Origin of the sequence: Zhongshania sp. R06B22 (genome assembly GCF_040892595.1) — a bacterium.
Taxonomy (GTDB): Bacteria; Pseudomonadota; Gammaproteobacteria; order Pseudomonadales; family Spongiibacteraceae; genus Spongiibacter; species Spongiibacter arctica.
Genome location: NZ_JBFRYB010000001.1, coordinates 2197186 through 2217567, shown reverse-complemented (window position 1 = coordinate 2217567; position 20382 = coordinate 2197186). Strand labels below are relative to the sequence as shown.

The 20382-nt window shown below is 49.8% G+C and carries 24 protein-coding genes and 1 tRNA gene; 11 read left to right on the top strand and 14 right to left on the bottom strand.

Annotation, left to right across the window (positions count from 1 at the left end; genetic code table 11):
* Nucleotides 1–33: 33 nt before the first annotated feature.
* The 11 genes from AB4875_RS10135 to AB4875_RS10085 form a co-directional block, all read right to left on the bottom strand.
* Nucleotides 34–1023, bottom strand: coding sequence for a DNA polymerase III subunit delta' (locus tag AB4875_RS10135; RefSeq protein ID WP_368375942.1), 990 nt, complete (start codon nt 1021–1023; stop codon nt 34–36).
* Entirely contained in the window at nt 1016–1672 is a 657-nt protein-coding gene (gene tmk, locus AB4875_RS10130; protein WP_368375941.1) for a dTMP kinase, read from the bottom strand. Before tmk ends, AB4875_RS10135 begins: the two co-directional genes overlap by 8 nt.
* The gene (mltG, locus tag AB4875_RS10125; RefSeq protein WP_368375940.1) at nt 1673–2677 is read right to left on the bottom strand and encodes an endolytic transglycosylase MltG; all 1005 of its coding nucleotides are present in this window, start codon (nt 2675–2677) and stop codon (nt 1673–1675) included.
* 43 nt (nt 2678–2720) lie between these two features.
* A complete protein-coding gene (pabC, locus tag AB4875_RS10120; protein ID WP_368375939.1) occupies nt 2721–3536 on the bottom strand; it encodes an aminodeoxychorismate lyase in 816 nt (271 codons plus the stop codon).
* A 14-nt stretch (nt 3537–3550) separates the two neighbouring features.
* Complete coding sequence (gene fabF, locus AB4875_RS10115) at nt 3551–4795, bottom strand: beta-ketoacyl-ACP synthase II (RefSeq protein WP_368375938.1); 1245 nt, start codon at nt 4793–4795, stop codon at nt 3551–3553.
* A 134-nt stretch (nt 4796–4929) separates the two neighbouring features.
* Complete coding sequence (gene acpP / locus AB4875_RS10110; protein WP_103684682.1) at nt 4930–5166, bottom strand: acyl carrier protein; 237 nt, start codon at nt 5164–5166, stop codon at nt 4930–4932.
* Between the two features lie 211 nt (nt 5167–5377).
* Complete coding sequence (gene fabG / locus AB4875_RS10105; protein ID WP_368375937.1) at nt 5378–6115, bottom strand: 3-oxoacyl-ACP reductase FabG; 738 nt, start codon at nt 6113–6115, stop codon at nt 5378–5380.
* A gap of 40 nt (nt 6116–6155) precedes the next feature.
* On the bottom strand, nt 6156–7100 hold the full coding sequence (fabD, locus tag AB4875_RS10100) for an ACP S-malonyltransferase (RefSeq protein WP_368375936.1): 945 nt from the start codon (nt 7098–7100) through the stop codon (nt 6156–6158).
* 28 nt (nt 7101–7128) lie between these two features.
* Complete coding sequence (plsX, locus tag AB4875_RS10095) at nt 7129–8139, bottom strand: phosphate acyltransferase PlsX (protein WP_368375935.1); 1011 nt, start codon at nt 8137–8139, stop codon at nt 7129–7131.
* Nucleotides 8140–8147: 8 nt separating this feature from the next.
* On the bottom strand, nt 8148–8327 hold the full coding sequence (gene rpmF / locus AB4875_RS10090; protein WP_368375934.1) for a 50S ribosomal protein L32: 180 nt from the start codon (nt 8325–8327) through the stop codon (nt 8148–8150).
* 26 nt (nt 8328–8353) lie between these two features.
* Nucleotides 8354–8875 carry a YceD family protein gene (locus tag AB4875_RS10085; RefSeq protein ID WP_368375933.1) on the bottom strand — a complete coding sequence of 174 codons (522 nt, stop codon included), beginning with the start codon at nt 8873–8875 and terminating at the stop codon, nt 8354–8356.
* Between the two features lie 190 nt (nt 8876–9065).
* On the opposite strand from AB4875_RS10085, the gene AB4875_RS10080 reads away from it, so the two are divergent.
* Nucleotides 9066–9665: a Maf family protein gene (locus AB4875_RS10080; protein ID WP_368375932.1), complete on the top strand. Its 600-nt coding sequence runs from the start codon at nt 9066–9068 to the stop codon at nt 9663–9665.
* Here AB4875_RS10080 and AB4875_RS10075 read toward each other — a convergent pair.
* Together AB4875_RS10075 and rluC are read right to left on the bottom strand one after the other, a co-directional pair.
* Nucleotides 9654–10316, bottom strand: coding sequence for an HAD family hydrolase (locus AB4875_RS10075; protein WP_368375931.1), 663 nt, complete (start codon nt 10314–10316; stop codon nt 9654–9656). The two genes, AB4875_RS10080 and AB4875_RS10075, sit on opposite strands and share 12 nt — an antisense overlap.
* Nucleotides 10316–11269 (bottom strand): 23S rRNA pseudouridine(955/2504/2580) synthase RluC, encoded by a 954-nt coding sequence (gene rluC, locus AB4875_RS10070; RefSeq protein WP_368375930.1) that lies wholly within the window; start codon nt 11267–11269, stop codon nt 10316–10318. Before rluC ends, AB4875_RS10075 begins: the two co-directional genes overlap by 1 nt.
* A 535-nt stretch (nt 11270–11804) precedes the next feature.
* Here rluC and rne point away from each other — a divergent pair.
* From rne to AB4875_RS10020, 10 genes are all read left to right on the top strand, one after another.
* The gene (rne, locus tag AB4875_RS10065) at nt 11805–14624 is read left to right on the top strand and encodes a ribonuclease E (RefSeq protein WP_368375929.1); all 2820 of its coding nucleotides are present in this window, start codon (nt 11805–11807) and stop codon (nt 14622–14624) included.
* A gap of 158 nt (nt 14625–14782) precedes the next feature.
* Nucleotides 14783–14872 (top strand) — tRNA-Ser (locus tag AB4875_RS10060).
* 124 nt (nt 14873–14996) lie between these two features.
* Nucleotides 14997–15668: a Bax inhibitor-1/YccA family protein gene (locus tag AB4875_RS10055; protein ID WP_368375928.1), complete on the top strand. Its 672-nt coding sequence runs from the start codon at nt 14997–14999 to the stop codon at nt 15666–15668.
* A gap of 45 nt (nt 15669–15713) precedes the next feature.
* Complete coding sequence (gene tusD / locus AB4875_RS10050) at nt 15714–16112, top strand: sulfurtransferase complex subunit TusD (RefSeq protein ID WP_368375927.1); 399 nt, start codon at nt 15714–15716, stop codon at nt 16110–16112.
* The gene (locus AB4875_RS10045; RefSeq protein ID WP_368375926.1) at nt 16113–16466 is read left to right on the top strand and encodes a DsrE family protein; all 354 of its coding nucleotides are present in this window, start codon (nt 16113–16115) and stop codon (nt 16464–16466) included.
* Nucleotides 16466–16729: a sulfurtransferase complex subunit TusB gene (gene tusB / locus AB4875_RS10040; protein ID WP_368375925.1), complete on the top strand. Its 264-nt coding sequence runs from the start codon at nt 16466–16468 to the stop codon at nt 16727–16729. The genes AB4875_RS10045 and tusB overlap by 1 nt, the downstream gene beginning before the upstream one ends.
* 1 nt (nt 16730) lies before the next feature.
* Nucleotides 16731–17066 (top strand): TusE/DsrC/DsvC family sulfur relay protein, encoded by a 336-nt coding sequence (locus tag AB4875_RS10035; protein ID WP_368375924.1) that lies wholly within the window; start codon nt 16731–16733, stop codon nt 17064–17066.
* A gap of 18 nt (nt 17067–17084) precedes the next feature.
* The gene (locus AB4875_RS10030; protein WP_368375923.1) at nt 17085–18077 is read left to right on the top strand and encodes a glycosyl transferase family protein; all 993 of its coding nucleotides are present in this window, start codon (nt 17085–17087) and stop codon (nt 18075–18077) included.
* 27 nt (nt 18078–18104) lie between these two features.
* Entirely contained in the window at nt 18105–19205 is a 1101-nt protein-coding gene (gene trmA / locus AB4875_RS10025; protein ID WP_368375922.1) for a tRNA (uridine(54)-C5)-methyltransferase TrmA, read from the top strand.
* Nucleotides 19202–19489, top strand: a complete 288-nt coding sequence (locus tag AB4875_RS10020; protein ID WP_368375921.1) for a 4a-hydroxytetrahydrobiopterin dehydratase — start codon at nt 19202–19204, stop codon at nt 19487–19489. Before trmA ends, AB4875_RS10020 begins: the two co-directional genes overlap by 4 nt.
* A 34-nt stretch (nt 19490–19523) precedes the next feature.
* Here the strand turns inward: AB4875_RS10020 and AB4875_RS10015 are convergent, their stop codons facing one another.
* Nucleotides 19524–20381: a hypothetical protein gene (locus AB4875_RS10015; protein WP_368375920.1), complete on the bottom strand. Its 858-nt coding sequence runs from the start codon at nt 20379–20381 to the stop codon at nt 19524–19526.
* Between the last annotated feature and the right edge of the window lies 1 nt (nt 20382).

Genomic DNA, 20382 nt, shown 5'->3' with positions numbered 1-20382 from the left:
AATTTCAGCAACACTACTCAATATAGCAAGCTCTTATGATGCCGCATTACGCTGGCATAGCGCCACCCATTCAAGAAAGAGAGTTTCTAACACTAGGCGCTTATTTAATGCCACACCCCGACTGAATCCTGATCGTAATTCTAAGCCGCGCTGCAATGTTTGCATGACCAACGCAGGCGGCAGAACCTTAAATCGCTGCCAACTTTCCGCCGCTAAGGCATGAGACGCCAGCTGATGACGTGATAAATCCATCAGTCGTCTACACCACCAATCCAGCACCTGCAGTATATCTTTATCAAGTAATTCCTCGGCGACTTGCAGCGCTGTTTTCTGGCCTTCAAACAGTTCGGTCAGCGCCGAGTCAAAGCTTTGACGAACGGCCAAACCGTCATCGTCAAAGGTTTGCCGCGCCGCTAAGGGCCGGCCGCCAACCTCTCTTAACAAAGTCTTGCTTAGCTCGCCGTCGCCAACATAATCACGCAACCATGACTCTGCGAGCGCGGCATCTGGCACCCCAAAACGCAACTGAACGCAGCGCGATCGTATCGTTGGCAATAATTGACTACTACTGTGACTCACCAATATTAAAACTGTGCCCGCATTGGGCTCTTCTAAGGTTTTTAAGAGCGCATTGGCGGTAAACACATTCATCGCCTCTGCGGGATGAATAACGACGATTTTTTTACCGTTATCGCGGTGCGCATGTTGTCCTGAAAAATTCAGCAAGCTGCGCACTTGATCTATCCCTATCTGACGCTTGCCTTCATCGGGACAAATCTCACGATAATCCGGATTACTGGCGTCTATTTGAAAATGGCAACTGCGGCAATGACCACAGGCCGCAAGTTGGCCGGGAGATTCACACAGCAAATAGCCCGCAAGGGCTTTCGCAAAACGCAGCTTACCTATCGAATCCGGTCCGACTAATAATAAGGCATGAGGTAGACGGCCAGATTCTATTAACTGTTGCAAATGCTGCCACTGGCTCATTTGCCACGAATACGCAACCAGCGGCTCAGCCATGTCGACCGCCGTTGTACAAATCAATTTGAGCGATTAAAGCCTGCGCTATGTTGGCCTGAACGGTGTTTAGATCAGCACTGGCATCAACCACCGCAAAACGGTCTGGCTCCTGCTCGACACGCTGTAAATAAGCACCGCGAACCTTTTCAAAAAATGTCTGTTTTTCTTGCTCGAAACGATCAAGCGCACCACGCGCTCCAGCCCGTGCCATACCGACATCGACCGGCGCGTCAAGCAGCAAAGTGCAGTCGGGGCGCACGCGCCCCTGCACCAAATCTTGTAATTGACTGATAAGATCGACAGATATTCCTCGTCCGCCCCCCTGATAAGCAAAGGTCGCATCAGTAAAGCGATCACACAGCACCCAAATCCCTTGCTCCAAAGCCGGCTCTATTAAGGTCTTTAAATGCTGAGCACGCGCAGCAAACACCAGCAACAACTCGGAGAGTTCGCACATCGCCTCGTCACGCGGCACCACTAAAACATTGCGGATTTCTTCTGCCAAGGGCGTGCCGCCCGGCTCTCTACTAACTATATGGGGAATGTTAGCGTCATCGAGCAAAGTTTGAATAAAGGCAATATTAGTAGATTTACCGACACCCTCGGTGCCCTCAACCGTAATAAAACGGCCTCTTACTTGCTCGCTCATTTATTTCTCCGAGGCAGGTGGCGCAGAGCGATAATCTGCTCGGCGCTGGCTAAGTTGATAGCGCTTTACCGCTGCCTCATGTTCCTTGAGAGTAACTGAAAAATAATGACTACCATCCCCCTTCGCCACAAAGAAGATTGCCTCACCCTCGGCTGGATGCAAGGCAGCATGGATTGCCTCCCGGCCCGCCGAGGCAATTGGACTTGGTGGTAGGCCATCCTGACGGTAGGTATTATAAATATTGGACTCATCGCGCAAGTGTGAACGCCGCAAATTACCGCTGTAAGCCGCTCCTAATCCATAAATCACAGTAGGATCAGTTTGCAAGCGCATACCAAGCCTCAACCTACGCACAAATACCCCAGCAATTTCGGCGCGCTCTTCTGGCACGCCGGTTTCCTTTTCAATAATGGATGCCATGATCAATGCTTGGTATGCATTTTCGTAGGGAAGCCCGACATCCCGCGCTTCCCACTCATCATTTAAAACACGCTGCATACGCTTATAAGCACGCAGCAGAACACTGCTGGGCAAATCATCACGATGATAATCGTAGGTATCAGGGAAGAACAGACCTTCCGGTAAAAGCGAAAACGGCTCATCAATTCCAAGTGACTGCCATATATTAGCGTCGTTCTGCAGCGACTCCTTCCCCAGCAAGGGTTGATTTGCTAAGTGTGAGAGTATTTGATCTACAGTCCAGCCTTCAAGCAGTGTTAGCTGATGACGAACAACATCACCCTCGCGCAATAACTCTAAGCTCTCCGCCAGCGATACTCCGTGCTCAAATAGATACTCTCCCGCTTTTATATGCGTGATGGCCGGATTGAGACGGCCATACAGCTTGAGCACCTGCGGATTTTCTATCCAGCCGAGCTGCTTAAACTGATTGACCATCGCGGAAAAGCCAGTACCCGGCTCTAAGACAAACACGGCAGTGGGCTCAGCCAAGGGGAGCTCACGATCTAAATAGTCATCGAGATACCAGATTCCGACAAGCACCATGATAATGAGCGGAAAAATTAACGCTAAAGCGGCCTTAAATAACTTAAATATAGAAATAACTGTGAAACTCCCGCTGTAATAGGCGGCTTACCGGCCCTATTTGCTTATGCATACACTCAACTTTATTAACCGGCCAAATTCCGAAAACACTATTACACACAAACACCTCTTCGGCGCGCTGCAATAAGGACACGCCAAACTCTCTTATATTAACACTAATTCCTAATTGCTCTGCGCGCGCCAAAACACGCTGGCGCATAACACCCTCAACCCCGCAGCGGCTCAAAGACGGCGTGAACAATTTGCCGTCAAGCACTAAAAAAACGTTGCTGCGACTGCCCTCAATAATTAAACCGTCCTGCATCATCAAGCCTTCATGATAGCCGCGTCTATGTAGCTCTTCTGCTGCTAGCACTTGTTCCAAACGATTTAAATGCTTAATTCCCGCTAAACGCTTCTGAGCGGAAAGCTGGGCCTGGCAAAGACCCAAGGCTATCCCGTCATCCCATGATTGACAACATTGCGTGTAAGTAGAAACGCTGAGGATACGATCAGACTCTGCAGCATAAGGCGTATAACCCCGCGCAACAGCCCCCCTTGTTAACACCACTTTCAAAACGGCCGCACCGGTATTATTTAGGCCCGCTAATAGTAGCGAACAATCTCGCCTTATTTGAGAGGTGTCACAGGGTATATTTAGCCGCTTCGCTCCGCAGGCAAGCCGAGCGAGGTGGTCCTCTAGCCATAATGGCTGGCAATCACGGACGAGAATCGTCTCAAATACGCCATCACCATACGCTAAGCCGCGGTTACTCGCTGAAACCAGATCGCAAAACTGACCATTTACTATGCTTAGCACTGCATTGCTTGCCATTAATTTCGCAAATTACCGAACAGTAAGCTGCCATTAGTACCACCAAAACCAAAGGAATTAGAAAGCACACAAGTAATCTTTCGGGGCTGAGAAATATTGGCGACGTAATTAAGATTACAGCCCTCATCAGGCTCTTCTAGATTTATGGTGGGGGGGGCCACTTGATCACGAAGCGCCAAGATCGAGAAAATCGCCTCGACGGCGCCGGCGGCGCCCAGCAAATGTCCGACCATAGACTTGGTAGAACTTACGGCCACTTTAGCAGCCGCCGAGCCCAACAATTGCTCGATCGCTTTGCTTTCAGCAACATCACCCGCCTGCGTTGACGTGCCATGGGCATTAATATAATCGATCTGATCTGCGTTTAAGGCGGCGTCATTGAGCGCACTTTGCATCGCTGCCTGGGCGCCGCGCCCATCTTCAGGCGGCGACGTCATATGAAAAGCATCACAACTCATACCAAAACCGAGTAATTCAGCATGAATATGAGCGCCGCGGCGCTTGGCGAATTCGTACTCTTCCAGCATCAGCATGCCGGCGCCATCGCCCAAGACAAAGCCATCACGCTGCTTGTCCCAGGGGCGACTCGCTCCCTGAGGATCATCATTCCGCGTTGACATCGCCCGTGCGGCAGCAAAACCACCGATGCCAACCGGAGTAGTCGCCATTTCGGCACCGCCCGCCAACATCGCATCAGCATCGCCGTAGGCAATCATTCTCGCGGCCATACCAATATTGTGGGTGCCAGTGGTACACGCGGTGCTTATCGCAATACTGGGGCCCTGCAGATTATGCTTAATGGCCAAAACACCGGCCACCATATTAATAATGGCGCCGGGCACAGTAAACGGCGATAACTTGCGCGGGCCACTTTTATCAATGACTACTCGGCTATGCTCAATTAATCCGATGCCGCCAATACCTGAACCTATCGCAGTGCCAATTCGGTGGGCATTCGCGTCTGTCACCTCTATGCCAGAATCAGATAGAGCCTGCTCTGCTGCTGCAACGCCATAATGTATAAAAGGATCGAAGCGCTTGGCTTCTTTGGCCGCCATATAATCAGCAATATCGAAGTTCTTGATAGCGCCACCAATACGGGTGGCAAACTGCGACACATCAAAGCGGTCTATGGTTGTAATACCACTCTTACCCGCCAAAATGTTTCGCCAGGTCTCTGCCACCGAATTCCCTAGCGGACTGATGATACCCATGCCGGTAACGACGACTCTTCTTTTAGACATAAACCCCTCCCGATCTCCTTTCATGCACTACATACGTAATATTCATACTACGGATGGCATATTCAGGCATAAAAAAAGCCGCACTACATTACATAGAAACGGCTTTTTAAACGGCTAGGCCGTTACTTCACTGCTTACTGTAGGTTTTCTTTGATGTAATCAATAGCTAAACGAACAGTAGTGATTTTTTCAGCTTCTTCATCAGGAATCTCAGTCTCAAATTCCTCTTCAAGTGCCATTACCAGTTCAACAGTATCCAGAGAATCCGCGCCCAGGTCTTCTACGAATGATGCAGACTCTGACACATCTTCTTCTTTAACACCAAGTTGCTCTGCAACAATCTTTTTGACGCGCTCTTCAATGCTACTCATGGTCGTTGGTGACTCCTAATTAAAATTAAAATTTTGGGCCTGCTTTATATTTTGCCAAGGGACAAAACCCCGTACAAAAGCGCAGCCGCCGAAACCGTGTTTCATACTGCCAGCACTTATGCGCACATTCTACCGCGACTGACACCGCTTGTGCATAGAAAAATATGAAAAATTCACGCTTAAGAAGAGTAATTCCTTCCGAAACATATGTTTACGCCATATACATGCCGCCGTTAACATGGATAGTCTCGCCGGTAACGTAGGCTGCAGCGTCGCTAACTAAAAATGCGACAACCGCGGCAATTTCTTCTGGACTGCCGAGACGCTGCAATGGAATCTGTGCTTTTAGCGCATTGCGCTGCTCATCACCCAATTTCTTGGTCATATCGGTATCAATAAAACCGGGCGCGACACCATTCACGGTGATTGCCCGTGATCCAATTTCGCGCGCCAAAGCACGCGTAAATCCATCCATACCCGCTTTTGAGGCAGCGTAGTTAGTTTGCCCCGCATTCCCCATCGCTCCTACGACAGAGCTGACATTAACGATACGACCCCAGCGCGCTTTAGTCATACCGCGCAAGCAGGCTTTACTTAAACGATAGAGTGAGTTCAGATTGGTATCGATAACGTCGTACCACTCCTCCTCTTTCATGCGAAGCATAATATTATCTTTAGTAATACCGGCATTGTTAATCAATACCGACGGCGCCCCAAACTGCTCATTAATAGATTTAACCACAGCATCTACTGAGGCGGTATCTGACACATTGAGCATCATGCCGACACCCTCGACACCGGCCTCACTGAAATGTGCAGTGATGGCATCCGCACCCGCTTGTGATGTCGCCGTACCAACAACCAGATAGCCCAATTCCCCAACGGCTATAGCGATGGCCTGCCCTATCCCGCGGCTAGCGCCAGTAACTAATGCAATTTTTGCAGTCATAATAAAACTCCTTATTAATCTACTTCGCCAAACAAATAAATTAGCGTATGAAATCCAAGGCCGCGGCTAAACTCGCCGGCGATTCAATATTGAGGCCATTTAGTGATTTATTAATGCGCTTATTCAAACCACTGAGAACTTTTCCTGGGCCGCACTCAATCGTGGTGTTAATCCCTGCCGAGACCATGGTCTCAACGCAATCTACCCATTTAACCGCACTGTAAATCTGCTCAACTAATAGCGCTTTAATTGCGCCAGGATCTGATTCTGTTTTGCCGTGGACATTGTGAACCACCGGAATACTTGGTTGCCGCACAGTAATATCAGCCAATGCCAAAGCTAACTTCTCACCTGCTGGACGCATCAATGAGGTATGGAAAGGTGCGCTCACGGGTAAGGGCATGGCGCGTTTCGCACCCGCCGCTTTTAATAGCTCAATGGCCTTGTCCACGGCGGCAACTTGACCAGCGATAACAACCTGCCCAGGCGAGTTAAAATTTACCGCCTCTACCACCCCAGTGCCTGCCGCCGCCTCTGCACAAATCTGTACAATTTGCGCGTCATCCAAACCCAGCACCGCAGCCATCGCGCCCTCACCAACAGGCACCGCTGTTTGCATATATTGGCCGCGCGAGCGCACTAAACGCACTGCATCAGCAAATTCGATAGCGCCGGCGCACACTAAGGCTGAAAACTCACCTAGGCTATGACCCGCTAATAGTGATGGCCTTAAACCACCCTGCTCACCCCATAAACGCCAGACCGCCACACTTGCAGTCAACAATACGGGCTGGGTCGTTTCAGTGAGATTGAGCTGAGCTTGCTCACCGTTCTGCACCAAATCCCACATATCATAACCAAGGGCGTCAGATGCTTCGGCGAATGTGTTTTTAACAATACTAAATGACTCACCAAGTTCGGCCAGCATACCGACTTTCTGAGAACCCTGGCCGGGGAAAACCAGTGCAAGTTGCTGAGTATCCATTAGCTATTCCTTTATTAATATCGAGTTTTTATGATTCCGTGGTATTTATTTGAGCTGCAATTAATTGTGTTAACTCACTGCGAACGGCTCTCGCGGCTTGATGAATTGCCGACTCAAAACTCTCAACACCAGAGCCGCCATGACTTTTTATAACAACGCCATTCAATCCTAATAAGACCGCGCCGTTATAACGCTCCGGATTTATATCTTGCTGAAAGCCACTTAATACCGGCTTCACCAGCAGCCCTGTCAATTTGCCATATAGGCTTTGTTTGAATCTGGCTTTTAACTGATCGCGAATAAAATTAGCCGTGCCTTCACAGACCTTAAGCGCGACGTTACCGACAAAGCCATCACAAACCATGACGTCAATCTGGTCTGAAAAAATATCGTTGCCCTCGGCGAAGCCAACATAATTCAACCGTGAATCAGCAGAAATCAGCTCGGCGGCTTCTTTAACAAGCGACGTACCTTTCATCAACTCAGCACCGACGTTTAACAAGGCCAGACGTGGCGCTTTATGACCGTCTAAGGCCTTAGACAAAGCCGACCCCATAAGCGCAAATTGATAAAGCTGTTCGGCGTCGCAAGTAATATTAGCGCCGAGATCCAACATAAAGGTATAGCCATTACGAGCGGGGACCGGAGCACAAATAGCTGGGCGACTAACGCCCGGTAGACGTTTTAATATAATACAACTCATTGCGACTAAAGCGCCGGTATTGCCAGCACTCACAACCGCCGCAACGTCGCCGTCACGCAATAGCTCAAGGGCGCGGTACATCGAGGAGTTTTTCTTATATCTAAGAGTTTTAGACGGAATATCGTCCATTGCCACAACGTCGGGGCTATGACAAATTTGCAAGCGAGTAGCGTCGTAGGTTTTTTCGGCGAGCGCAAGACGAATGGCAGGCTCATCACCAACCAAAGATATATGAAGAGCTGAATTCTGGTTCAGCGCATTTAAGGAGGCAGAAATAGATGAGCGAAGACCGAGGTCTCCGCTCATTGCATCAACGGCTAATCGCAGCGATGCCACGCAAATACTTAGTCGTCTTTACCGGCAACAACTTTGCGACCGCGAAAGAAACCATCCGCAGTAACATTGTGGCGCAGGTGCTTCTCACCGCTAGTTTGATCAACAGATAGCGTTGCGCCAGTCAATGAATCATGTGAACGACGCTGACCGCGACGTGAACGGGTGACTTTACTTTTTTGAACAGCCATGGCCTAAAAATTCCTCGTACTTAAGATTAATCGCGGGGCTTTAGTTGCCCCAAAATAGCAAACGGCTTACCACCTTCCTCTACGTCGCGAACGACCTCAACCGGCTCCGGCTCAGGTACAAAATCACGACACTCTTCGCTGTGAAAACTAACGAAGGGAGTATTTATGATTAGCTCTTCTTGCAGCAAATCAGCAAGCACTAGACTTTCTTCCTCCAAAATCAAAGGGTCTAATGACTTTGGCAACGCCTTGGCCTGCTCATCCGTCCACACGATAGCTAAATTAAATTCAGCTTCAATGCATATAGGCATCGGGTTTAAACAGCGCTGACAAAGAACTTCAACCTGCGCAACCGCGTTACCCTGTATACACTTAAACCCCTGCTCATCTCTAAAAAAACGTAAATCGACATCTACCGAGCCGCGGCTATTGGCGAGGCCGGCAACGAAACGATCGAGTCCCTCAACTTGTCGATAGGCATGAATCTCCATACCTGAAACAACAAATTTACGAGCATCTACAAACTTGGGCAGGGGCTGTCTTTGCATAGGCGCGCAATCATAGGGACTTCGCAGACTATTGTCAAAGCAAAAACACCCGTATTATTGGGGGCTTAGGGACAAAAAGCACTACACCTTGTGTTTGCCCCAAAATACCACGGGGCAATATCGCAAGAAACGGCAACACCGCGCAAAACCAATTCTAAACATGCAAGCCAGTAATACAGGAATTAAGGAAATGGCGCCCAGCGACCAATCAGCTAACACCCTCATATTAGCCTCAAGCTCTAAATACCGATTACAGCTACTTAATCAGATAGGCTTGCATCCGCTATGTATAGCGCCAGACATTGATGAAACACCAAAGCCACTCGAACCCGCCGAGGCCCTGGCAAGTCGATTGAGCGCAGAGAAAGCCCGCGCGGTGGCGAAAGCTCACCATGCTTCGATTATTATCGCGGGTGACCAAGTGTGTGACGTCGACGGCGCCATCCTTGGCAAGCCAGGTAACGCGGAAACGGCAAAGCAACAATTAACACTGTGCTCCGGCCGGGAAGTGATCTTTCATACTGGGCTGTGCGTTCTAAACACTACAAATAATAAACTACAAATCTACACAGAGCGCGTGCTAGTAGAATTTCGCGCGCTAAGCTCCCAAGAAATCAGCACCTATATAACGAAGGAGCCAGCCTTTGACTGCGCAGGCAGCTTTAAAATGGAAGGCTTGGGCATTAGCCTATTCAAACGCATACGCAGCGAAGACCCAAATTCACTGATTGGCCTACCTTTGATAAAACTATGTGAGTTTTTACGCAACGAAGGTCTATCAGTGATCTAGCCGCGGCCGCTGGTGCAACTCAAGCACGGGCAGCAACATCGAAAACTCATCCACTACCGACAGCGGCTTCCAGCGCATTAATCGCTCCACGCTGTGAACACCATAAGAAACACCAATGCAAGGCATGGCGATTCGACTCGCCATTTCTAAGTCGTACTCCGTATCCCCCACCATGACCGCATCACTGGGATTTATCCCGCGCTCGCGACACAACTGTTGCAGCATCAGCGGATCCGGTTTCGAGGCGGTTTCATCAGCGCAGCGGCTCCCACTGAACAGCGCGCTGATTCCCAGACCTGCAAACACTCGATCCAGTCCTCTACGACTTTTACCGGTTGCCACGCACAAATCATGCCCCGCACTCTTTAGCGCATAAAGGGTTGCCTCTACCCCTGAAAATAATTGGCACGGCTGCCTATCCGCCTCGATAAAGCACTGGACATAGCACGCGCGCATCTCTTCAACCGCCAGCTTATTAAGCTCTGGGTACAAATGCGCAATCGCCAGACTTAGCTCTAGACCAATAATATTGCGGATCTCCTCCGCATCACGCGCTTCGATACCGAAGTTCTTCGCCCCCTGCTGCATGCAGGTAACGATCTTGTCGCTGGAGTCTATAATAGTGCCGTCCCAATCAAAAATTACAAGCATTACAGTTCACTACCAGCAATATCTAAGACGCTTTCTAGATCCTTTGGCAGCGGTGCCGTCACATTAATACGCCGACCATCCAATATAAACGACAGGGAGTGAGCATGGAGAAAGAGTCGCTTTAAGCCCAAGCTCTTGAAATTAGCATTTGCCGCGTCGTCGCCGTATTTGTCGTCACCGAGTATTGGATAGCCAGCATATTGGCAGTGAACCCTAATCTGATGAGTTCTACCGGAGACTGGCCGAGCCTCAATTAAGCTCGCACCGGCCACCCGCTTTATCAATGTAAATTCGGTAAGCGACTTTTTACCCTCCAGCTCAACACGCACCATTCTTTCACCGGAGTTGAGGACATTTTTTTGCAGTGGCGCGTTCACTTGCTGCTTTCTCACCGGCCACTTACCGCCAACCAAAGCTAAATAGCGTTTATCGACACCCTTGCGCGCCTTTAATAGCTCATGGAGCTGTTTTAACACGCTGCGCTTCTTGGCCACCATCACGCAGCCAGAGGTATCGCGATCCAGGCGATGAACCAACTCCAACCGTCGCTGTTCAGGATACATTTGCCGCAGGGCTTCGATTAAGCCAAGGGAAATACCGCTACCACCGTGAACCGCCAAACCAGATGGCTTATTAATGATTAATAAGCCATCATCCTCATAAAGAATGGCGGATCGCAGACTTGAATCCAAGCCACCGGGAACTACCACCCCCTCCCTGACGGCCACCCTTACCGGTGGAACACGCACCACATCACCAAAGGCCAATTTTTGATCAGGCTTAACTCTAGACTTGTTGAGCCTGACCTCACCGCGACGCAAAAGGTTATAAATCCGCGACTTAGGGACACCTTTTAACTCGCGCATTAAGAAATTATCGATTCGCTGCCCGGCATAATCAGCTTCGACAGTCACCAAGCGCACCGTTGGGTTGATGACAGTTTCTGAACTCACTTACACTCCCGTAACTCATTGAGTTAGTTATTGAATACTGATATAGTCGCCCGGTAGTTACCGGGTCCGGTTCCCGCCACAGCATGGCTGTGACGTGAGGGAAGACCGCTGGCCATCTACTAAGGTAAAGGCTGCGGATTTCACGCATAGCCTTGTTTCCATCAGTGAACAGCAGTGTACCGGCGGCATTCTAACGCAGTGTCGGTACATTAATTAACAGTACTGCCGATATTTGTTTACACCACGGCTGTGAAAGAACTCTGAGAAAGCGACGTAAAGAACGTTACCAATACTGGCGCAGTGAATTAAGCGCCCAACAGTAATAGATGAAAGACGCCCAGCGCGGGGCTGTAAAAACACCAACCCTAGCGAACTGGAACATAACGGCCAGGTTACAGGCCACAATGATGTATCCGTGCAGCGCAGCATAAAATACTGCTAAGCCCACAAGGTACTGCAGCGTACATCAGACCGCTTAAAGATGCTCGATCGCACGAGTGGCGCGACAAATCCCGGCTTTTGGGATTTTTAGCTCATGAAAAGAATGCTTATTAACGCGACTCAACCAGAAGAGTTGCGCGTTGCCCTCGTTGACGGCCAACGCTTATTTGATCTGGACATAGAAAATCGTACACGCGTACAGAAGAAAGCCAACGTCTATAAGGGCACAATTACCCGCGTAGAACCTAGCTTAGAAGCCGCCTTCGTTGATTTTGGCGCCGAGCGTCACGGCTTCCTCCCCCTCAAAGAGATTTCTAAAGAATACTTCTACCGCAACCCTTCCGATGTCAGCGGCGGCCGTGCCAAGATCAAAGATCTTGTCAAAGAAGGCACTCAAGTCATTGTCCAGGTCGAAAAGGAAGAGCGTGGCAATAAAGGCGCGGCATTAACCACCTTTATCAGCCTTGCAGGCCGGTACATGGTGCTAATGCCAAACAATCCGCGCGCGGGTGGTATCTCTCGTCGCATCGAAGGTGACGAACGCACGGAATTACGTGACGCCTTAAGCTCAATAAACATACCCGACACTATGGGCGTGATTGTTCGCACCGCCGGTGTTGGCCGTAGCTCCGAAGAGCTGCAGTGGGATTTAGACTACCTTCTGCACCTCTGGTCCGCCATCAAACAAGCCTCTGAAGAGCGCAAAGCACCTATCCTGATCTTGCAGGAAAGCAACGTCATTATCCGCGCTATCCGAGACTATTTGCGCGATGATATCGACCAAGTTCTCATTGATGAGGAAGAATCCTACAACGAAGCAATGCATTTTGTTGAGCAGGTTATGCCGCACTTCAAAAACAAGATTCGGCTGTATAAAGATCAAGTTCCCCTTTTCAACCGCTACCAAATTGAAAGCCAGATCGAGTCTGCCTTTCAGCGCGAAGTGCAATTGCCCTCGGGCGGTTCAATCGTTATCGACCCAACTGAAGCCTTGGTTTCTATCGACATTAACTCTGCCCGCGCAACCAAAGGCGGCGATATAGAAGAAACCGCTCTGCAGACCAATCTTGAAGCAGCTGACGAAATCGCTCGCCAGCTGCGTCTGCGCGATATTGGCGGCCTGATTGTTGTCGATTTTATTGACATGCTGGCGGCAAAAAACCAACGTGAAGTAGAAAATCGCGTACGCGATGCCATGGAACCAGACCGCGCCCGCATCCAGATTGGCCGCATCTCGCGCTTTGGTTTGCTAGAAATGTCTCGCCAACGTTTACGCCCATCCCTTGGCGAAACCAGCGCCAAGGTCTGTCCGCGCTGCAGCGGTCAAGGCACTATCCGCGACACTAACTCACTAGCCCTCTCCATTTTGCGCCTGGTCGAAGAAGAGGCCAACAAAGAGAAGAGCGCTGAAATTCGGGTAATTGTGCCGGTAAATGTCGCCTCTTACCTATTAAACGAGAAGCGCACCGCGATTTATGACGTTGAACAACGCAGCGGCGTGCGCGTTGTCGTTATTCCAACACCAGCACTAGACACACCGCACTTTGAAGTTATGCGCTTGCGTGAAAGTGACATTGGCGACGAAAGTGAGATTAGCTATAAAATAGTCTCTGACCTTGAAGCCCAGGCTGAGGCGTTGGACGAAGTTGCTACCAGCAACCCAGTACCTGCCGCCGTCGTTCGTACTCTGGCACCTAAAGCTCCCGTTGCCACCGAAACCAGCAACGTAAAAGTAGAGACTAACGCCAAGCCAGTTGAAAGCGGCGAAAGCTTCTTTAGTAAATTGGGCAAGGCCTTTAGCGACTTATTTAAGACCGCGGAACCAGAGCCGGAACCAGAGCCTACTCCAGCACCCCGGCCACGCAGCAACAATACTCGCAACAGCAATAATCGCTCAGGCAATCGCAATAACAACCGCGGCGGCAGAAACCGTCGCAACCCCGATCAACGTGGGCCACGTGAAGACAATCGCGTGACAGACAATCGTGCGAATAAATCAGATTCCACTGCGAAACCTGAAGCGGCAGTAGAAATAGAAGCTAATGCAACTAGCCCTGAGCAGAGCACCAGCAACGAAACCAGCAATAGACCTAAGCGTCGCCCAGGCAACCGTAAACCGCGCAATTCTCAAGAGCGCAAACGGACTCCTGCGCCAGTTACTGAAGAAGATACGGCTAGCGCAGAAGCAAGTAATCCTGCTGAGCAAGTAGCTAGCAATGGAGCTGAAGCGCCAATCAAAGCCGAGCAAGGGAATAACAGGCCTTCTCGTTCAGGCAACCGCAACCGGAATCGCGACAATAGCGAAACAAGCGCTAGCAATGCAGAGCCTAAACAAGTCACCGAAAGCAAATCTGATGCTATCGCACCGGAAACAGCAGCACCTGAAACCAAGGCCCCAGAAGCAGTGGTAGAAACAAAAACACCACAGACTGATCTGACTGCGACTCCGCGAGAAGAAACGGTAGCGTCGCCAGCCAAGGCTGACATAAGTGAAGCCGCCCACATCGAGAACGCAGCAGCCCCAGAAGGAGTTACTGCGCCCATCGAAGCTATCAACGATAGCGTAGCTAAATCCCCTGTAACAGAGGAGCAGCAAACCCCGGTATCAGAAGAAGCCGTGCCCGCAGCTGTTGAGACGAAAGCTAAAGAAGCGGCAATTGAAGTGCCAGAAGCAGCTCCAGCGATAAAGCCTGCCCCAGCGAAAACAGCGGAGCCAGTTGCAGCCCCCACTGTGGAGCAAGCAAAGCCACTTGGACGTGCAGTAAATGATCCACGCATCGCACCGCAGCCGGTTAAAAATATACAGATCAACACCGCCAAGCCAATGCCACCGGCGCTAGACGCCAGTGTTGTGGCCCAGCCGGATCCAAACCGTCCGCAGATGCCGCGAGCAGCGAACGATCCGCGTAGCTAGATGCAGACGTTTGTTCACAAGCAATTAAAGCCCAGCTAAAAGCTGGGCTTTAATTGCTTAAAAATTATTCAATTACGCCCACATCAACCTGATTTATAAGTCTTTTTTATATTACCGCTTGTTTCACAACTCAAGCTATGTATAATCCTCGATTCCGCGGAGGGGTGGCAGAGTGGTCGATTGCACCGGTCTTGAAAACCGGCGTCGGTTTATCCCGACCCAGGGTTCGAATCCCTGCCCCTCCGCCACTTTTTATCCCCCTTCGACACCGTCCGATCTTCCTTTGCAAGTCACTCCACACCCAGTATGATAAGTACAAATTACGTCACCTTTATTCACACCATCTTTGTTTCGCAATAAATGGAGTAAGACATGCAAGATAAATCGGTCTTTCAGGCACACGCACAGCCGTTGGCCGCCTTGGAAACTAGCAAGGTCCTTCGCAACACTTATATGCTTCTGGGCATGACTCTGGTCACTAGCGCAATGTGTGCCGGGCTAGCTATGGCAATGAATATCGGCCACGGTACCGGTCTTGTCCTTATGATCCTAGGCTTTGTAATGCTGTTTGTGGTGAATAAAACCGCAGACTCGAGTAAAGGCATTGTCGCTATATTCGTCTTTACAGGGCTTTTAGGCGCGGCTTTAGGGCCCATGCTAAAGATGTATCTCGCTTTGCCAAATGGTGGCGAATTAGTGATGCAGGCACTGGGTGGCACTGCCTTGGTATTCTTTGGCTTATCGGCTTACGTGCTCACAACCCGTAAAGACTTCTCATTTCTGGGTGGCTTTTTGATGATTGGCCTACTGGTCATGGTTGTCGCAAGTATTGCCAATTTATTCTTTCAGGTACCAGCAGCGTCACTAGCGATATCAGCGGCAGCAGTATTCATCATGTCTGGGCTGATCTTATTTGATACTAGCCGTATTATTCATGGCGGCGAAACAAATTACATTCGCGCTACTGTGGCCCTATATCTAGATATATATAATTTGTTTGTCCACCTACTGCATTTATTGGGCATTTTTGGTGGTGATGACTAGTCACCAGCTTAAAAACGGTCCGCAATCTATTAAACAGAGGCTCCTGTGAGCCTCTGTTTTGCTGTTTTAATAACGGGTCAGCCCTACTCTGATCAGTCGAGTAAAACTGCCCTGCAATTTTGCAAAGCCATTATTGAACGCGAACATCGTATCTATCGTGTCTTCTTTTTCAATGATGGCGTACATTGCGCAAATAGTTTTATTACCCCACCGCAAGACGAAAAATCTATTCCCAGCCAATGGCAAGCCTTTCAGCGGGAACATGAACTCGATTTAGTCGTTTGTGTATCTAGCGCTCTCCGCCGCGGCGTCATCGATCAAAAAGAGGCTGAACGCTACGACATTGGCGGCCACAATATGGCCAACGGATTTAACATCGGTGGACTTGGCCAGTGGGTCGATGCCTGTATACAAGCCGATCGCGTAATACGGTTTGGAAATTAGATGCACTTTCTCTATTTATTCACTCGCCAAGCTTACGGGCACAGCTTTGCACGCGAAGCGCTCGATATGGCCTTGGCAACGGCAGCCTTTGATCAAAAGGTTAGCATCGTATTTTTGCAAGATGCGATATACCAACTCATGGTGGCCAACGATGCGCCGTGTGTGGAGGCAAAACCGCATACCGGGGTAATTAACGCCCTGCCTCTATACGATATCGAGCGTATTTATTACTTAGAGTATGACCGGCAAACCCGGCATATAAACGAAGCTGAGCTAGTCCCACACGCAGCCGCCATTTCGCCTGCCGCGCTGGAAGAATTAATGGCCACCGCTGACCGTATACAGAGTTTTTGATGCGCCTACACATCCTAAATACCCCAGACAGCCTAAGCAGATGTAAAGCCGTCGTTGAAAACTCAGACTCGTTGATATTAATTGAAGACGCTGTGGTTTTATCACCGTCAATATTTAGTGATATCGACACCGGCACTGCGGTTTATGTGTTGTTAGACGATATTCAACGCAGAGGTCTAAAGACGCCCAGCAACATCAAAGCCTTGGACTACATACAATTCGTCGATTTATGTGCAGCGCACCCACAGTGTTTAAGTTGGTAACATGGCGAACCTCACTGTACTCGGTCAAGAGATTGCCACTGACAAGGATGGCTTTCTGAGGAACCTCGGTGATTGGTCGCCTGAGGTCGCCAATGCACTAGCAACAACGTGCGACATCACCCTAAGCGAGCAACACTGGGAACTCATCGCGCTCGTACAGCGGTATTATCAGCAATTTGGCCTATCCCCGGCGATGCGGCCGCTGATAAAATACGCCAAACTTGAGCTGGGTGCCGACAAGGGAAATAGTCTCTACTTCTTGCGGTATTTTCCGGGTAGCCCAGCAAAACAACTCAGTAAGATTGCAGGTCTTCCCAGACCTGACAACTGCCTTTAAACCTCTATGAGCAAGACCATGACGCAAGAACATCCCTTCGCGCAATACGTCCGCATTCTAGGCAAAGGCAAAACCGGCTCACGCTCGCTGACGCAAGTCGAAGCCCGTGATGCTATGGGGATGATACTGCGCGGTGAAGTTGAAGATGTGCAACTCGGGGCATTTCTCATGCTACTTCGCGTTAAAGAGGAGAGCCATGAAGAACTTGCCGGATTTGTAAATGCGGTAAGAGATACGCTCGCGGCGCCGGCCATCCCGGTAGACCTCGACTGGGCTAGCTACGCAGGTAAACGACGCCAATTGCCGTGGTACTTACTTGCGGCACTTGCCTTAGCAGACAGTGGTTTACGTATTTTTATGCACGGTGCGGCCGGACACACGGCCGAACGTATCTACAGTGAGCACGTCCTTGAAGCTATAGGCGAATTGCCTGCCACCAACTGGCAACAAGTGCGTGAAAAACTTGAAATATCTAACTTTGCTTATCTACCCTTGGCAAAGTTTTCGCCCCCACTGCAGCGGATGATAGACCTGCGCAATCAATTCGGCCTACGCTCGCCAGTGCACACTTTGTCGCGCTTACTAAACCCGCTTGCCGCCCCCTATTCGCTGCAAAGCATTTTCCATCCCGCATATGGCGAGAACCACCAACTGGCCGCCGCGTTGCTGGGTCAGCCACACGCAGCAGTATTTAAGGGCGAAGCCGGTGAGGCCGAGCGCAAGCCGGAAGCCGTCTGTAGAATAAAAATGGTTCACGATGGCGTGCTATCGGAAACCGAATGGCCAAAGCTGCTCGACGGACGTCAAGAAAAACACGAGACACTCAATATCGACGACCTTATTGACGCTTGGCAGAACGACAATATGGCCGATTATGGCCGGCTAGCTATTCTGGGTACCATCGCCATCGCGCTGCAGCTGCGCTCACCAGAGCAGGATCAACAGCAGTGCTTTGATCACGCCGAAAGTATCTGGCAGAACCGAGATCGCAAGCGCCTCGCATCACGCTGAAAAGCGCCAAAAATTACCGGACCCACTATGAGCTTAAATCCCGTCGATATTACTAACTACCCCGCCATTCTAGAAAAAAAGGCCTGTGCGGTCGCTGAGCTATTTAGCGATTTGGCGCTGCCGACGCCAACGGTGTTTCCATCTGAACCAGTACATTATCGGCTGCGCGCTGAGTTTCGCCTCTGGCACGACAAAGGCTCTGCCTACTACGCCATGTTTGACCCTGCAGAGCCCAAAGTACCCGTTAAAGTAGATCAGTTCGCCATCGCCTCCAAAGCTATATATGACTTGATGCCAGTACTGCTGGAAAAGCTCAATAGCCAAGACACGTTGAGCAAGCGGCTTTTTCAAGTGGAGTTTCTTAGCACCCTAAGCGGCGACATGCTGGTAAGCCTGATATATCACCGTCGCCTAGATGAAGAATGGGAATTGCTAGCGCGAGAACTTGCCAATAATTTGAAGATTCAAATCATTGGTCGCAGCAAGAAGCAAAAATTAGTTATTGATCGCGACTATGTCCTTGAAGAACTGCAGATCGACAACAAACCCTATCTCTATCATCAATATGAAGGTGGGTTTACCCAGCCCAACGGCAAACTAAACGCCACAATGATTAGCTGGGCAAAAGCTCGCGCCGGGGAGAATGCCCACGCTGATTTACTTGAGCTTTACTGCGGAAATGGCAATTTCACAATCCCACTGGCAACGCAATTTCGAAAAGTGTTAGCAACCGAAATTTCGAAAACGTCAGTGAAAGCCGCCCATGAAAATTTCGCGCTCAATGAGGCGACCAATATTGAAGTATTGCGGATGTCGAGTGAGGAGCTTAGCTCGGCGCTTAATAAAGAACGCGTCTTCCACCGTTTACGGCACATAGATTTAGACAGCTATAACATTAATACCGTATTGGTAGACCCGCCGCGCGCTGGGTTGGACGACAATACTCGCCATCTCATTAGTGGCTTTGCGAATATTTTGTATATCTCATGCAACCCAGAAACGTTGCACCGAGACTTACAAATATTAAGCCAAACCCATGCCGTTGAAGCCTTCGCTCTTTTCGACCAATTCCCCTACACTCACCATATGGAATCTGGTGTATTTTTAAAAAGAAGGGTCAAGTTATGACAGTGAAGCTAACCGATGTAGAAATTAGCAATGCACTTGAGCAGTTGCAGGATTGGGAGCTGACAGACGGAAAATTATGCTGCGTGCTTGAGTTTGACGACTTTATCAGCGCCTTCTCTTTTATGACTCGGGTGGCAATTCGAGCTGAAAAAATTGATCATCACCCCGAATGGAGTAATGTTTATAAAACGGTGTCTATTGCCTTAACCACTCATGATGCTGGAGGGCTTACCGCTAAAGATCTAGCTTTAGCAGAGGCCATAAAAATCGAGTTCGGCCGTTAACTAGCGATAGTCTAGGCTGTTTTGACTGGTGAAATTAATAAAAGTCCACCCCAAGTTGCTGCAGGTGGCGACTCAGATAATCGTCGAGTGTGGCAATATCCTCAGGGTGAACATCCAAAACCGCCAAACCTAACTCTTTGTATATTTCGGCACGGCGCATGCGCGCTGAAATAGCATCTGAATGCTCGTTCGCTCCCCAGTATTCAAGGCAGACAGCGCTGCCCGGCAAATAAAAGTCACTGATTTGCAATTCATCAACTGGAAGCGGTCGATAAATACGATAGCGAATCCCAGCTAGATAAAGCCATTGCGCAATATGCCAGTGCTCACGGTTTTTACATATCACACCGTCCAAGGCGACCCAGCCAGATGTCTTGCCTTCAAATAAGTCATCGCTAGCTTGCTCGTCTAGCCGACACTGCTGCAGTAAGCGAATATATGCCTCGCGCCCGCGGATATCTTCCGGCCACAAGACATAACTCAAACTGCTCTGCTGATTTTCAAAAACCTGACCACCCAGTGAACTACCCGCCGCCGTCAGTTCCCAGCCACGGGGGCTGGCTTGCAGCCAGCCAAGCTCAACAAATAGCCGATTAAGCTGCCGCCCGCTGAGTCCTTCCACGCGACCTAGCGCCGTTGCAGACAATAGCTTATTACTTTCCATCGCCTTAAATAGTTGATGGTCTAGTAAGTTTGGAGGCCAAACAATATAACGACCATAGCGCTTACTGCTTAAATAGCTTCCTCCCTCAAACTCGCCCTTGCTAGTTAGCACCCAACCGTCATCGATTTTGCGTATCCAGCCGTAATCCTTAAGGACCGAAAATAGCTGCTGAACAGGTATTTCGCCCTGCTTGGCTAAGGCTGAAGTAGAAAGCTTGTCTGACGACATT

What these genes read in the sequence shown, in the direction of transcription:
- AB4875_RS10135 (WP_368375942.1), bottom strand. Translation starts at nt 1,023, where the DNA reads ATGGCTGAGCCGCTGGTTGCGTATTCGTGGCAAATGAGCCAGTGGCAG.
- tmk (WP_368375941.1), bottom strand. Translation starts at nt 1,672, where the DNA reads ATGAGCGAGCAAGTAAGAGGCCGTTTTATTACGGTTGAGGGCACCGAG.
- mltG (WP_368375940.1), bottom strand. Translation starts at nt 2,677, where the DNA reads ATGGTGCTTGTCGGAATCTGGTATCTCGATGACTATTTAGATCGTGAG.
- fabF (WP_368375938.1), bottom strand. Translation starts at nt 4,795, where the DNA reads ATGTCTAAAAGAAGAGTCGTCGTTACCGGCATGGGTATCATCAGTCCG.
- acpP (WP_103684682.1), bottom strand. Translation starts at nt 5,166, where the DNA reads ATGAGTAGCATTGAAGAGCGCGTCAAAAAGATTGTTGCAGAGCAACTT.
- fabG (WP_368375937.1), bottom strand. Translation starts at nt 6,115, where the DNA reads ATGACTGCAAAAATTGCATTAGTTACTGGCGCTAGCCGCGGGATAGGG.
- fabD (WP_368375936.1), bottom strand. Translation starts at nt 7,100, where the DNA reads ATGGATACTCAGCAACTTGCACTGGTTTTCCCCGGCCAGGGTTCTCAG.
- rpmF (WP_368375934.1), bottom strand. Translation starts at nt 8,327, where the DNA reads ATGGCTGTTCAAAAAAGTAAAGTCACCCGTTCACGTCGCGGTCAGCGT.
- AB4875_RS10085 (WP_368375933.1), bottom strand. Translation starts at nt 8,875, where the DNA reads ATGCAAAGACAGCCCCTGCCCAAGTTTGTAGATGCTCGTAAATTTGTT.
- AB4875_RS10080 (WP_368375932.1), top strand. Translation starts at nt 9,066, where the DNA reads ATGGCGCCCAGCGACCAATCAGCTAACACCCTCATATTAGCCTCAAGC.
- AB4875_RS10075 (WP_368375931.1), bottom strand. Translation starts at nt 10,316, where the DNA reads ATGCTTGTAATTTTTGATTGGGACGGCACTATTATAGACTCCAGCGAC.
- rne (WP_368375929.1), top strand. Translation starts at nt 11,805, where the DNA reads ATGAAAAGAATGCTTATTAACGCGACTCAACCAGAAGAGTTGCGCGTT.
- AB4875_RS10055 (WP_368375928.1), top strand. Translation starts at nt 14,997, where the DNA reads ATGCAAGATAAATCGGTCTTTCAGGCACACGCACAGCCGTTGGCCGCC.
- AB4875_RS10045 (WP_368375926.1), top strand. Translation starts at nt 16,113, where the DNA reads ATGCACTTTCTCTATTTATTCACTCGCCAAGCTTACGGGCACAGCTTT.
- tusB (WP_368375925.1), top strand. Translation starts at nt 16,466, where the DNA reads ATGCGCCTACACATCCTAAATACCCCAGACAGCCTAAGCAGATGTAAA.
- AB4875_RS10035 (WP_368375924.1), top strand. Translation starts at nt 16,731, where the DNA reads ATGGCGAACCTCACTGTACTCGGTCAAGAGATTGCCACTGACAAGGAT.
- AB4875_RS10030 (WP_368375923.1), top strand. Translation starts at nt 17,085, where the DNA reads ATGACGCAAGAACATCCCTTCGCGCAATACGTCCGCATTCTAGGCAAA.
- trmA (WP_368375922.1), top strand. Translation starts at nt 18,105, where the DNA reads ATGAGCTTAAATCCCGTCGATATTACTAACTACCCCGCCATTCTAGAA.
- AB4875_RS10020 (WP_368375921.1), top strand. Translation starts at nt 19,202, where the DNA reads ATGACAGTGAAGCTAACCGATGTAGAAATTAGCAATGCACTTGAGCAG.
- AB4875_RS10015 (WP_368375920.1), bottom strand. Translation starts at nt 20,381, where the DNA reads ATGTCGTCAGACAAGCTTTCTACTTCAGCCTTAGCCAAGCAGGGCGAA.